11 protein-coding genes are annotated in these 14,181 nt (G+C 46.4%); 1 reads left to right on the top strand and 10 read right to left on the bottom strand.

Annotated elements, in window-relative coordinates:
• Nucleotides 1-75: 75 nt before the first annotated feature.
• The 4 genes from lpxA to Q0V21_RS22265 form a co-directional block, all read right to left on the bottom strand.
• A complete protein-coding gene (lpxA, locus tag Q0V21_RS22250) occupies nucleotides 76-852 on the bottom strand; it encodes an acyl-ACP--UDP-N-acetylglucosamine O-acyltransferase (RefSeq protein ID WP_079349862.1) in 777 nt (258 codons plus the stop codon).
• Nucleotides 849-1,874, bottom strand: a complete 1,026-nt coding sequence (gene lpxD / locus Q0V21_RS22255; RefSeq protein WP_301880666.1) for a UDP-3-O-(3-hydroxymyristoyl)glucosamine N-acyltransferase — start codon at nucleotides 1,872-1,874, stop codon at nucleotides 849-851. Before lpxD ends, lpxA begins: the two co-directional genes overlap by 4 nt.
• A 20-nt stretch (nucleotides 1,875-1,894) precedes the next feature.
• The gene (lpxC, locus tag Q0V21_RS22260) at nucleotides 1,895-2,725 is read right to left on the bottom strand and encodes a UDP-3-O-acyl-N-acetylglucosamine deacetylase (protein WP_301880667.1); all 831 of its coding nucleotides are present in this window, start codon (nucleotides 2,723-2,725) and stop codon (nucleotides 1,895-1,897) included.
• Nucleotides 2,726-3,169: 444 nt separating this feature from the next.
• Nucleotides 3,170-4,741, bottom strand: a complete 1,572-nt coding sequence (locus tag Q0V21_RS22265; RefSeq protein WP_301880669.1) for an ATP-binding protein — start codon at nucleotides 4,739-4,741, stop codon at nucleotides 3,170-3,172.
• A gap of 258 nt (nucleotides 4,742-4,999) precedes the next feature.
• Here Q0V21_RS22265 and Q0V21_RS22270 point away from each other — a divergent pair, with 258 nt between their 5' ends.
• Nucleotides 5,000-5,335, top strand: a complete 336-nt coding sequence (locus Q0V21_RS22270) for a hypothetical protein (protein WP_301880670.1) — start codon at nucleotides 5,000-5,002, stop codon at nucleotides 5,333-5,335.
• A gap of 71 nt (nucleotides 5,336-5,406) precedes the next feature.
• Here Q0V21_RS22270 and mglC read toward each other — a convergent pair whose 3' ends face one another.
• The 6 genes from mglC to Q0V21_RS22300 all read right to left on the bottom strand — a co-directional run bounded on the left by mglC (nucleotide 5,407) and on the right by Q0V21_RS22300 (nucleotide 13,996).
• Complete coding sequence (mglC, locus tag Q0V21_RS22275; protein WP_094938618.1) at nucleotides 5,407-6,426, bottom strand: galactose/methyl galactoside ABC transporter permease MglC; 1,020 nt, start codon at nucleotides 6,424-6,426, stop codon at nucleotides 5,407-5,409.
• A gap of 14 nt (nucleotides 6,427-6,440) precedes the next feature.
• The gene (locus tag Q0V21_RS22280; protein WP_301880671.1) at nucleotides 6,441-7,946 is read right to left on the bottom strand and encodes a sugar ABC transporter ATP-binding protein; all 1,506 of its coding nucleotides are present in this window, start codon (nucleotides 7,944-7,946) and stop codon (nucleotides 6,441-6,443) included.
• A 73-nt stretch (nucleotides 7,947-8,019) separates the two neighbouring features.
• The gene (locus Q0V21_RS22285; protein WP_024628820.1) at nucleotides 8,020-9,081 is read right to left on the bottom strand and encodes a galactose ABC transporter substrate-binding protein; all 1,062 of its coding nucleotides are present in this window, start codon (nucleotides 9,079-9,081) and stop codon (nucleotides 8,020-8,022) included.
• Nucleotides 9,082-9,208: 127 nt separating this feature from the next.
• Nucleotides 9,209-10,429, bottom strand: coding sequence for a sugar ABC transporter substrate-binding protein (locus tag Q0V21_RS22290; RefSeq protein ID WP_301880673.1), 1,221 nt, complete (start codon nucleotides 10,427-10,429; stop codon nucleotides 9,209-9,211).
• Nucleotides 10,416-12,212 (bottom strand): cache domain-containing sensor histidine kinase, encoded by a 1,797-nt coding sequence (locus Q0V21_RS22295; RefSeq protein WP_301880904.1) that lies wholly within the window; start codon nucleotides 12,210-12,212, stop codon nucleotides 10,416-10,418. Before Q0V21_RS22295 ends, Q0V21_RS22290 begins: the two co-directional genes overlap by 14 nt.
• Nucleotides 12,213-12,229: 17 nt before the next feature.
• Nucleotides 12,230-13,996: a response regulator transcription factor gene (locus tag Q0V21_RS22300; RefSeq protein WP_301880674.1), complete on the bottom strand. Its 1,767-nt coding sequence runs from the start codon at nucleotides 13,994-13,996 to the stop codon at nucleotides 12,230-12,232.
• Nucleotides 13,997-14,181: the final 185 nt, after the last annotated feature.

A 14,181-nucleotide genomic window follows, 5' to 3' on the forward strand; every position in this document is an offset into this window, starting at 1 on the left:
ATTTTACCCTTGAAGACAAGACGAAAACGCCGCATTAGGTTCCGTTTTATTCCGGACCTTTGCGGCGTTTCCATTTTATCGCTTCATTCGTACAATTCCGCGTGTAGATTTATTTAAAAAATTCAATGTGTGTTCCTTAAATTCAGAAGGAGTTAAGTTGTTTATTGCTTCAATAGATTGATCAAGAGTTAGCTTTTGGCGAAATAAAATGGTATTAATCTTTTTTATCGTGCTTATTTCTTCATTTGAAAATCCATTTCTTCTTAGACCAACGATATTAATGCCATGTATGTACGAACGCGTACCATCTGCTAAAGAATATGGAATAATATCTTGTGAAACTTTACTTCCGGCTCCAATCATTGCAAACCTTCCGATGTTACATGATTGGTGTACACCAGAACCACAACCAAAAGTGATATAGTCTTCAATATTAACATGTCCGCCAATTTGCACATTATTGACGATGACGTTGTGATCTCCCATCACTACATCATGTGCGATATGAGCATAATTCATAATAAAGTTGTTACTTCCTACTCTCGTGAAACAATCTCCTTTATGTGTGCCTTTACATATGGTGACATACTCTCTCACGGTATTATTATCTCCAATAATGAGATATGATTCTTCGCCTTGGTAACTTTTATCTTGTGGGTCTGAACCGATAATTGCACCATGTGAAATATAGTTATTCTCCCCCAATATCGTGTTAACCCCTATGATTACGTGACTTCCAATCCTACACCCGCTACCTATTTTCGAATTTTCTTCAATGATACTGAAAGGTCCGACTTCGACATTGTCCCCAATTACTGCCGTAGGATGAATAATGGCTGAGTGATGTATCATTTAGCACCTTCCTTTGTTTTGGAAAGTTCATCAAGCTTCTCATTTAGTTTTTTTATCATTTTCGGTAGTCTGGAAAGTGCAGCGGATTCTCTTAGTTGTCTCTTATGTGAACGAGCTGTATATCCCGACACCGTTGAGTTCTCGGGCATGTTTTTAGTAACCATGGTTTTAGCTAAAACCACGCAGCAGTCTCCAATGGTAATATTATTAATAACTGCACTTCCACCAGCCAATATGACGCGATTACCAATCTTCGATGAGCCCCCAATTGCACTTGTACCTGCGATAATACAGTGCTCACCAATTTGAACATTATGGCCAATTTGAATAAGGTTGTCCATTTTGGTCCCTTTACCAATGGTTGTTGAATCAATCGTTCCACGATCAATAGTCGTGTTTGCACCAATTTCAACATCATCAAAAATAATGACATTTCCAATATGGGGGATTTTCACTTGTTTTTGCCCATCCCATTCAAAACCAAATCCGTCAGCACCAATCACTGCACCTGAGTGAATGATGACGTTATCTCCAATGAAAGTATCATGTAACACAGTGACATTAGGGTGTATCAAGCAATTCGTTCCAATGGTCACATTTTTACCAATAAATGAATGCGCGGAAATGATAGTATGATCTCCAATAGAAACATCTTCTTTAATTACCGCGAAATCGTCGATCTGCACATTGTAGCCTAACGTTACCGAAGGCTCAATTGTTTCTGATGATACTACACCACTACTTTTGTTTTTTTCACTAAACATTTCAATTAAGCGAATAAAATCGAGTCTGGGGTTTTTCACCTTAATAACAGGTACTTTAAATTTTATTATTGTTGTTTCTGGCACAATGAAAGCTGAAGCATTACATTTATCTAATTTATTTAGATTTTTATCCGTAACAAAAGTAATTTCTCCCTCTCTAGCAGCATTAATTGAACCTACGCCCGTTATAATGACATTGCCATTACCTATTAGAATCCCATTTAACTGTTCAGAAATTTCATATAAATTACATGGCATGATATAGTCTCCTTTTGTATTTAGATTAGATTATTTAATAATTCTCGAGCAAAAAGAGTGTTCAAAAAATGAGAGGTTCCCGAGCCTATGATTTTTGCATGAAAAGAAGGATTCAAAGCTAAATCGCCAATAAGATCCAGCAACTTGTGACGAGACAATTCATCATGAAAACGTAAGTTGGGATAAATTTCCTTTTTACCAATAACTATTCCATGCTCTAAAGAAGCTCCTTGAATTAAACCTTTGCTTCTTAAGTACATTACTTCTTCTTCAAAACAAAATGTCCTAGCTGGCGCAATATCAGTTAAGTAATCGTTTTCTATAAAATTAAAATTGGATGTCTGATCCGAGAGGTAGGCAATTTCATGTTCATTTTTAAAACACACGCAATAGGAGACCATAGAGGAGGGATGAGCTTCAAGAAAAGAATTACCGTGCTCAACTCTAACTTTTTGTTGTAAATGAAGGTAGTTTTTTTTGACTTCTTGCTGCAGATGGCCAACTTCTGAAATCTTGGTTGCAATCTCGGTAGAGCTGCCATCAAAAATGGGTAATTCTTCACCATTAACATCAATAATCACGTTATCGATGCCCATCCCTCGAACAGCAGACAGTGTATGTTCAACCATAGATACAGTGTATCCATGCATGTTTTTAAGCTGTGTGCAACGTTCCGTATTGGATACATTATCGATTTTAGCTTGAATAATTTCATATGGATCTACATCAACTCTTCTAAAAACAATACCTGTGTTTGGTTGTGCAGAATGCAGAGTTATCTTTGACAAATTCCCACTATGTATAGCAATGCCGTCCAATGTAAAGCTACTACGAATCGTTTTTTGGTACATAGCATCCCCTCCGTTTTAATTGAATATTATTCTACTGAACTATTGCAACAGCCCACCCAGTTTATCGTGTAACTCATTAAACAGCCTTCCCCCTTTGACATAATTCTCACATCGGATCCTATTTACATGTATTATATCGATTAAGATTAGCTGATGTTGTCGATATTTGGAGGATCTTCAAATTCACATGAATGTAAAATTTTATAATAAAAGTAGGACAAACCGTTTATGGAGTATAAAGGACTCCAGTTGAAGTACGGATTTACAAAGAGCATATCTTGTGTAAGTCGCAGTTTGGATAACCGGCGGTCTGTCTCCGAACGAATTCAGAAGAGCGAAGAGCAGCATAACAAGAAACCTTAGCACGTCATTGAGCTAAGGTTTCTAAACGAACCATTTTTTGTTTTTTAACTGTCTACTTGACGGGGAGCAGTTCAGTTGGAATTATGCCCCAATAGGTAAATGAAGGGTGAATGTAGAGCCAATCCCCATTTCACTATGAACGGTGATTTTGCCATGATGGTCCAGAGCGATTTTCTGACAGAGTGCCAGTCCAAGTCCTGTACCTTCTTCCTTGGTTGTATAGAATGGATTAAAGATCGTGGCCAGAGAGTTCTCCGGAATGCCGCTGCCCGTATCGCTAATCGAGATAAGCGCCTTATCTCCATCATGCAGCAGATCAATATGCACCTCACCCGGGTCTGTCATCGCTTCAAAAGCATTACGGATCAGGTTGATCAGGACCTGTACGATCTTGTCCCGATCCATGTTGACCACGACTGGCTCACCGGTCATTTCAAGTGTGATTCGATGGCCCCGTGATGCTGCATCCGACTCAGTTAACGACATGACTCGTTCGAGACAATGCCCCACTCGTTCAGGTTTCATGTGATTGGTATGTGGTTTGGAAAACTGCAAAAACTCAGCCGTCAGTTCCGTAACCCGTGTGATCTCCCCCATAATGACTTCATACCAAGGAGCGATATTGAAGGCCTGCCCCCGTGACAGCTGCAGGAATCCGCGAATGGCCGTCAGCGGGTTGCGAATTTCGTGAGCCATGCCAGCGGCCAGTTCACCAACAGCCCGGAGTCTTTCGGAACGGAAGACCTCCTCTTCGTTTTTCAACCATTTATTGCGCTGATGCTGGAATAAACTGTCCTCCGCCACCGTAATAAAGTGCTGCAGCGTCTCGGACATTCCCGGATAGAGGGAAATACTGTAGTTTACCTGCAGCCCCCGCAAATCCCCTGACAGGAGTGACGTCACGCGTTCTTCAATGTCCTGTGTCTCAGGCAAAATGACTGCATAGCGATCTCCTGCATAACGGGATATACCGTACGAATCCGAAAATTGTTTTGTAATGCTCTCGCCCGTATTTCTGATAACGCTGCACCAGTTGTCTTCGACCTCTTTGTCAAACCCATTGAGATTCTGAATATTCAGAATTATCAGCAAAAAGGAGCGGTGCTCCTCCACCGTTTTATTAAGGGCATCCATGTATCCTTCGTAATTCAGCAGCCCGGTGAGTGGGTCATGGAGGGTAAGAAAATCATTTTTCTCTCGAAGTCTGCGCTTCTCTGCCTCGCTGTTAATTAAGGTATGATACAAAAATATAATGACTATCGCAGTTAACATGTCAAACAGGGATACCAGCAAATTATATGTATCTATCGGTACATAGGTGAGCCGAATCACTGTATATTCGAGCACAAGCAGCATCGAAATGGGCAAAGTCTGGGCAACGCGTTGTTTATCCTGAATCATCGACATGATCAGCAGATAGTACAGCATATTGCACCAGTTCAATGCACTGAAATAGTGGAATATCCCAAGAAAGACCCAGTGGACGTTACGCAGTGCAGGATAACGTTTCTCCCCATATATACTTGCTACAAATAACACACCAGCACATATCATTAACGCGAGATGGGAAGTAAGCCCTAGAAAATAAGAGGACAGCATTACAAGCAGACATCCTAGCGGGAAAATAACCATTTTCATCGTGTAACTCAGCAAACAGCCACGCCCCCTTTGACATAATTCTCGCATCCGGATTCTATTTACATGTATTATATCGATTATGATTAGCTGATGTTGTCGATATTTGGAGGCTCGTCAAATTCACATGAATGTATAAATTTATAATTAAATTAGGACAAACGGTTTATAGGAAAACGGAGAATGCGAAACTATTTTACATCACATTGCCCAACACTATGTTACAATACATTAATGGGTTTATTTAGGATATCACACCAGATATGGAGGGATTGAATGATACAACAAAGAAAACCGATAGGCATCGGGACACTTTCTTTGCTTGTGCTCGCAATGGGGGTGGCCTTTAATTTTCCCTGGGGCACAGAAAAGCTACAGCTCAGCCACTATTTATTTAATCTATTGAACTTGCCTATCTATAGTAATGGTCATCAAGGATTTCACATTCCATTTATAGTAGCTATAATCTTTTGGTTATCTTCCGTTTTGATCGCACGCAAATATCATTCTCACTATGGTACAAAGTTGGCCTACAAGGTCGGTGGTTTCATGCTGATCTTTAGCGTCATGATCTTTCCACTTTACGGAATAATATGGGCTGTATTTCATTAAAAGAGAAAAATAAGCATAAAGCCAGCCCCTGTCATTCCAGGAAGCTGGCCTTATGCTTTATTACTACACTTCTATTTTTTTGCCATATACTTACGGATATCAAATGCCACCGCGGCCACAATAATCAACCCTTTAATAATGAGCTGCCAGTAAGGACTTACGCCAATAAAGGTCAGACCATAGTTGATAACCCCAAAGATCAGCACCCCTGCCATAACACCAGGCACCGTTCCAATACCACCTGCAGTGGAGACGCCCCCCACAACGCAAGCGGCAATGGCATCCAGCTCATACATATTACCGTAATTGTTCGTTGCCCCGCCCGTACGCGCGGCTTCCAGCACACCGCCCAGTCCATACAATGCACCTGCAATGGCATACAACGCAATCAGGTTGCGTGCCACATGAATGCCGGATACATGTGCAGCCTGAATGTTGCCACCAATGGCATACATGTTCTTCCCGAGGCGAGTCTTGTTGAAGACCACCCAGCAGATCAGCGCAACTGCTATGGCAATCAATACGATATACGGAATGGAATAACCACCACCAAGATCAATGTAACCAGATCCGATAACGGTAAAATCAGGTCTCAGTCCACCAATTGGTTGTGACTGGTTGGGCTCCGTATCAAAATAAATCGAGTTCAGACCATAGACCGCAACCATCGTCCCCAGTGTGGCAATAAAAGGTGGAACATGTAGTTTGGCTACAATGATGCCGTTAACGAGTCCGACCGCCAGACCAGCGATGATCCCGATGATGATCGGAAATCCCACCCATAAGTGTGGCAGATCGGGAAAGAACCGATTGGCATATTCGTCGATTTGCAGCATGGATGCCGATACAACAGCGGTTAGACCTACGACGCGTCCTGCCGACAAATCAACCCCACCTGTTACCAGGATAAACGCAGCACCCAGCGCAATGATGGCCCGTGTGGAGGACTGTTGTAATATATCCCGAAGTGTAGAGAAAGCGAGAAAGTGTGGATCGGCAATGGCAATACCAATGACGAGTAAGATCAGCACAATAAAAATTGCGCGCTGCGCCACATACTGCTTCACCTGATTGATAACCTGTGTGTTCATATATTCCCTCCTGACTAAGCCATCCGCTGCTGTGCGGCCAGCCTCATGATATCCTGCTCTGTTGCCTCGGCTCCATCCACGATTCCGGTGAGCCGTCCTTCGCTCATGACCATAATTCGATCGGACATGCCTAGCAGTTCGGGCATCTCCGAACTGATCATAACAATGCTTTTGCCCTGGCGGGCCAGTTCCGTAATAATGGTGTAGATTTCAAATTTCGCGCCCACATCAATCCCGCGTGTCGGTTCATCGAGCAGTAGAATTTCCGGGTCAGTCAACAACCATCTAGCCAGAAGCACCTTCTGCTGATTACCGCCAGAAAGGTTGCGAATTAGCGTGTTAACCGAAGGCGTTTTGGTTCTGAACTTCTGAGTCTGCTCATGTGCCTCATCTCGGCCTTTCTTCTCATCTAACAGACCAATCCGATTCCGGTAACGTCCGAGACTCGCAATAATGGTATTTTCATATACAGACAACACTGGAAAAATCCCCGTGACTCTTCGCTCCTCGGTCAGCAGCGCTATGTTATGGCGCTTCGCTGCGGCGGGCGACTTGATCTTCACCTTGCGTCCATGAATTGATATCGTACCTGAAGCAAGTCCGCGTAAGCCAAACAGCGACTCAATCAATTCCGTTCGCTGTGCGCCAACAAGGCCGCCGATTCCAAGCACTTCGCCTTTCCTCAGTTCAAACGTCACGTCCCGGAATGAATTCGGCTGACTGGAGGTTAAGCCTTCTGCCTTCAAAATCACTTCTCCAGGTACATTCGTCCGTTCCGGGAACCGTTCATCCAGATCACGTCCAACCATGCGCGTAATGATCAGATCGGTCGTTAAATCGACAGCATCCCAAGTACCCACCACAAAGCCATCCCGCATAATCGTGACCTCATCCGAGATCGTCAGAATTTCCTCCATCTTGTGCGAAATGTAGATAATGGACACGCCGCGACTGCGCAGCTGATTAATAATGGCGAAGAGCTGGTCCACTTCCTTGCCCGTGAGCGAGGACGTTGGCTCATCCATCACAATGACTTTGGATTGAAAAGAGACCGCTTTGGCGATTTCCATCGATTGTATTTTGGAAACGGATAGAGTTCCGGCCAGAGCCTTGGGATCAATGTCCAGATTGAGATCCTGGAACAGGGCCAATGTATCAGCATACATTTGTTTCTCATCCACCAGCAGTCCCCACTTGGGAAACCGTCCGAGCCAAATGTTCTCCATTACCGGTCGATGAGGTACCGGATTCAGCTCCTGATGAATCATCGATATGCCATGCTGAAGCGCCGCTTTCGAACTCGGAATCTCCACCTCATTGCCGTCCATCCGAATCGTTCCTTCATCCGGGCGATACATACCGAACAGACATTTCATTAGCGTGGATTTGCCCGCTCCGTTCTCTCCCATCAGCGCATGTACCGTGCCCGGCTTTACCTTCAATGTGACCTGACTCAGTGCCTGCACACCCGGAAATGCTTTGGATATTCCGTCCATCTCCAGCAGGTAAGGTGATTCCATCTTTCATCCTCTCCTTCCGTAAACCCGGCAAAAAAGGACGCCATCTCATGACGGACGTCCCTGTTTGCTGCTGTTATTGGGCGTCGGCAATGTTGTCTTTCGTAATTTTTTTGTATGCAATCCAGACGTATTTGCCATCCGTAATGTCATAACCCGTATTTTCCTTCGTTGGCGTCTCACCCTTCGCGAGTACGGAAGCGAGTGCAACCGTTGCTGCGCCCTGGTTCTTGGCATCATTCAACACCGTACCCAGCATCGTTCCGTCCTGAAGAGCCTGAATGGCTGGAGCGGTCGCATCTACACCGACAACCGGCATCGTTTTGCCGTCCTTGAAGTATCCGGCTGCTTTCAACGCCTCAATGGCGCCAAGTGCCATGTCATCGTTGTTAGCCAGTACCGCTTCGATCTTGTCTCCATGGGAGGCGAGGAACGCCTGCATTTTTTCCTGGCCTTTGACCCGATCCCACATCGCCGTATCTTCCGCCAGCGCCTCTACCTCGATACCTGCATCCTGAATGGCCTGAACGGAATATTTGGTCCGCAGCTCAGCATCCTGGTGGCCCGGTTCGCCTTTCAGCATGACGTATTGCAGCTTGCCGTCCCCGTTTTTATCTGCCTCAGGGTGAGCCTTCCAGTAATCCACAATGAGCTGACCCGAGATCGTGCCGGACTCTTCCGCCTTGGCTCCAACGTAATACACTTTATCCCACTTGTTCATGTCTTCGGCAACCGGCTCACGGTTCAGGAAGACCACCGGAATGCTTGCCGCTTTGGCTTTGTCAATAATGACTCCTGCTGCGGTCCGGTCCACCGGATTCACGGCCATTGCATTGTACTTCTTGGATACAAACAGATCGACTTTTTCATTCTGGGTTGGCTGTGCGTTCTGGCTATCCACGATATCGAGTGTGGCTTTGCCTTCCGCTGCTGCGGTCATCGCATTCCTTACCCCCGTCATGAACGTATCATCGAACTTATAGATCGCCACACCGATCTTCGGCGTTTCTGTTCCTCCTGCTGCCTGACCTCCTGCGTCTGTTCCCGTACTTCCGCCTGCGCTGTCTCCACCACTGCTGCACCCCGCCGCCGCAACCATACATGCTGTAAGCAACAATGTCATCCACGTTTTCTTCATATCCTAATGACCTCCCCCAAGTTCATTCGGCTTTACCGATGTCTTTATTATGAAAGGGTTTACAATAAATTCGAATACAATATCTTCCTCTGTTTTATCGAAATCTTCCTCAATTATCTTCCTGTCTTCATTGTACAAAAGGAAACAGCAGCTTCTGGTTATCCATCCAGAACATATTGTCCGTACTGACCAGCTTCGTTTCCAGCGTTACTCTGGCTTGTACTTGTTGATTGTTCAGCCGTGCAACGGCCTGATTCACGCCAAGATATCCTGCACTGAATCCATTTTGTACAATCAAGTGTTGAATTCTGCCTTCCTGTAACTGTTCTAACTGCTGCTGTTCACTGCCAAATCCCACAATCTTCACCTTGTTCCCATTTTTCTCGGAAATTCGCCGGTTCAATTCATCCGCTGCACCCAGAGAAGCAGGTTCCTGAAGGGCAATTATTCCGTCCACCTGCCGCTGATCAAGCAGTTGCTTCGTCGCCTGCCAGCAACCATCCCGGGTGCTGCACACGGATTGTGTCTCCACATGAATGTCCGGATACCGGGCTAGTGATTCCTCTACCCCTTGCTCTCGGTTAATCAGACCCGGATTTACAGGATCAGGACCGAGCAAGGCAACGCGCCCTCGTCCTCCCAGCAGTACAGCCATCGCCTCGCCCGCCTGCCGTCCAGCCTCAACGTTATCCATCGAGATGACACTTGTTATGCCTTTTACAGGAAACTCGTCATTCAGCAAAATTACGGGGAGGGCCACTCCGTTGACATCCTTTGTCTGTGCCTTCTGGATGATGCCGCTTAGTGCCTTCTCACTCAAGGGATCGATCAACAGGGCGGATGCTCCCTGTTCCAGTGCCAGCATGACTGCATCGACCTGAGCTTGTTCACGCTCGCTCAGTGGATAAGTTCCATTTTGCAAATGCTCTTGCTTGACCTTTCCCTGTCCTGCTGCGAAGTCAGGGTTAGAGGGCGCGTAAGTTAACCCCTCTGAGGGAAAAGCCTCCACCGTAATCAGCTCCGCCCCCGCTTCTTTGGCAGCCGCTTCAGCCCCAAGACGAATCGCTTCTGCAAGTTCCCCTGTTCCCGCTGGCGTAATTAGTGCAATACGCGGCGGCGACCCCGTCGGATCAGCGTTCGACAACCCACACGCCATACATAACAACAGGCAGCAGATAGCTGCTGCAATGGACATATAACGAAGTATAGGGACTCTCACGCGAATAATTTCCACGCGGACGCAGAGTTTCATTTTCATAACTAAATGCCCGATCCAGTCCGTTCTATTGATCTTATTCGCCTTGTTGGTTCGCTTGGCACACGTGCTGTTCCCTTTATTGTTCATCATGAGCATCGTCCTCCTCCCGTTCCCATTGGAGCGGAATCCGAATCCAGACCGTTGTACCTTCTTCCAGCTCACTATCGAATTCAAGACCATAAGCCTCGCCATAATAGAGCTGAATTCGATCATGTACATTGCGTACAGCTACACCTGATCCTGCACCACTTTTCACGATAGGACTGCCTACCAGGAGTTTTGACATCTGTTCTTCCGTCATGCCAACCCCATTATCCGTAATGCGGAACACCAGCTTGTCTCCTTCCCGGTATACACGAATCTCAATGCATCCCTCGTCCATATGATATTCAATGCCATGCACGATCGCATTTTCAATGAGTGGTTGAAGCACCAGCTTAAGTGTCAGGCAGTCCAGTGTGTCCTCATCCGCATCCATGCTGAAATTGAATTTGCGCTTGAATCGCATTTGCTGAATCGTCAGGTAATGATGGGCATGCTCCAGTTCTTCCCTGACCGTAATAATCGTTTTGCCTTGACTGAGACTGATGCGAAACAATCGGGACAACGAAGTGATCATCGTAATAACTTCCTCATTCCGGCTCATGCCCACCATACGCACGACCGAATTCAACGTGTTGTACAGGAAATGCGGATTAATCTGAGCCTGTAAAGCTTCCAGTTCAAGACGCCGTTTCTGTTCCTGTTCATGGATAATTTCACTCATCAAGGTACGGATTTTATTAACCATCAAGTTAAAGCGACGGGATAAACGTTCCACTTCCAGCGGCCCTTCAATAGGTAGCTCCACGTTGAAATCCCCCCGTTCCACAGCCTTCATCTTTCGTTCCATGCGCCGAATTGGACGTGTCAGACTGGAAGAGAGGAACAGCGAAACCAGGATGACCAAGACCAACACAACGAGCAGCACCCGAATCAGATATCCATTAACCTCCTGGCGGGTCGTCATGATCTCATCCAGATAGGCCACACCAACGATCTTCCACCCAATATTGGCGACAGACTTGACGGAATTCAACCTTTTCTGCCCGTCCGCCTCATCTTCATAACTACCTGTTGCAACCAAAGCCTGTTCAATATTTTCACTTTTGAGCCCCATGTACATCAATTGCTGCTGTGGGTGGTATACGATATTACCTGCACTCTCGTCGATGATATAGACGTATCCCCGTTGCCCCAGACTGACCCGGCGGCTCAGTTCATCCATCTGTTTGAAGTTGATATCCACCAGCAAAATGACCTGCTGATCCTGACCATTTTGCCGTATCGTAATACCTTTGCTCATGGAAACGACCCATTTGTATGGGCCTGTGTACATGTTCTGGATATGAGGCAGCGAGAAACTAAGGTGATCCGGCACTCTAAGCGCAGATTGAAACCACCCTTGCTGTGTCACATGGGCACTCGGTTTTAATTCGGCTGAAGGTCTGTTCTTGAGCAAATGCCCTGTCGAATCCAGCAAAGTAATGGAGATGATATCTTCGCGGCTGCTAAGCAGCGTGTCGAGCTGTTTGTCTACCTGATCCCCTTCCCACGTTCCATCCCGCAGCATATGCTCTTCGATAGCTCGATACAGATGCGACATGCTACGAACATAATCCTCCAGATTGTAACTGACCTGGTCCACGATCTGTCTCGTCGTCAGCTCCGCACTTCGCTCCGCAGCCTGTGTGAATTTGTCATGCAGCAGCAGCGCCATGATGGTGAGCACCAATACGATGAAGACGGAGAAGGACCACGTAATAATAAAGCGGATACTGCTGACTCTCGATGACCTCAACCTGGACCGCAGCCTAAGCCAAAGGGATCTCATCCATCCGGCAAACGGACTCATCGGATTGAGCCTTCATTAGCTGTTAGTGCTGCCTGCTTGCGATATTCTTTAGGCGAGATGCCGATATGCTTTTTAAAACAAAAACTGAAATAATTCGGTTCGGCGAAGCCTACCTGACCTGCAATCTCAAACGACTTCAGCTCCGTGGAGCGAAGCAGTTCCTTGGCCGCTTCCATACGGATCTGCATCAGATATTGCAGAAAGGTGAGCTGCACTTCTTTTTTGAAAATGCCACAAAAATAACCCGAGCTAATATGCAGATGTCCGCATACTTTCTGAATGGACAGATCCGGATCGGCATAGTGTTCTTTGGTAAATGATAACGCCTGCTCCACAATATCCTTGTATACATGCTGCCGTCCGCTGGCGATGCGATGTTGTACAAGCAGACAAACCTCCCGCACTTTGTTCTGTGCCTCGGACAACCCTGGTAAACGGAACAAATCGGCGTACAACTGGAACCCCGCCCCAAAGATGTCCTCCATCGCCTCACCTGATGCCTGAGCTGCCTTCCAGACGGTCGTTAGAACTTCAATTAAATAGAGCTGAATGTCACTTCGCCCATGCTCTACCGTAATTTCCCGGAAAATGATCTCCAGCGCTTCTTCCAGTTCCGTCTGCGTTCCCGCCTTCAGACAGCGTGTCAGCGCCTGCTGCTTCAGCTCGTCAAAACGAAGCTTGCCCGCCGTCTGCCGCTCGACATCGGCAATATAGATAAGCGGATCGGTCCCCGGCACAAGTCGGTAATCCAGCGCCAACAGTGCATCCTCATAAGCATGCTTTACACCCGCCAGTGTATTGACAATCTGTCCTGATCCTACGGTAGCGGGAATACGTAAATAGTGGTTAATGCTGCGCATGACATTTTCGAGTGCCTGCTGCTGGCGTTTCTCCCCCTCTGCTCTACCCCAGCGATCCACGTAAAGCAGTACAATCGTCTCCTGATGCATAAAAGCATGTCCGGCTTCGTGTTCCATCCACACTTCTGCTGCAATGTTCAGCGCAGCGAATTGCTTCAACTCCGCATCCTCCGATTGAAGCAAGGACTGTCCTGTACCTTGTCTATGTTCAATTGTATTCTGACGTTCAGCATCAGACGGCTCGCGATCCACTCCTTGCTGCACTATCTCAGCATTCCGTGCCTGTGAAGTTTCCGCTTGCCCACGCCGCGGCGTTTTCTTCCCTTCTCCATCCATATGGAGGGTCAATACAGAGACACCATACCGTTCACCGCGCAGATCCAGTCCGCATTGCTTCGCTTTGTCATGAATATATTCCGGCGATTTCTGCCGATGCAGCAAAGTTGCCATCAGATCGGCCTGCAGCAAGGGTAAGCTTGTATAATAGTGATCGCGCAGCTGTTGTACATTTTCCCGTTCAGCCACTTCTGACTCCATCTGCGCACGCAATCTGGTAAGCAGTTCTGTCAGATGTCCCGCCGAGAAAGGCTTCAGTAAATATTCATCCACACTCAGCGAGACCGCTTGCCGGGCGTAGTCAAATTCATCATATCCGGTCAAAATCACCACTTTCACAAGCGGATTACGCTCCCGTAATCTTTTGGCAAGTTCAAGTCCATCCATAAAAGGCATGCTGATGTCTGTGACCACAATATCCGGGTCCACCCGCTCTGCCATCTCCAGGGCTTCCCGGCCATTCTCCGCCAGACCAACAATTCGCAAATCGAGCGCTTCCCAATCTACCTCTACGACCAACCCTTCGCGTACATCCTCTTCATCATCCACCAGCAATACCCGGTACACGTTCGGATTCCTCCTTTATTTAAGGGGCCTTAAGCCCAAGCAATAACGTATATGTCGATATGATCCAAGGTTGCCATCATAATATACAATATAAATTCGATTGTGTAACCGCTTACTTTTAAGGTGATAAGAAGCGATTCGTGACACGCTGGATGAACATGATGAGAAAGAGAATATCACCGAAT

It is taken from the genome of Paenibacillus sp. 11B (assembly GCF_030487755.1).
In the GTDB taxonomy this organism is placed as follows: domain Bacteria; phylum Bacillota; class Bacilli; order Paenibacillales; family Paenibacillaceae; genus Paenibacillus; species Paenibacillus vandeheii.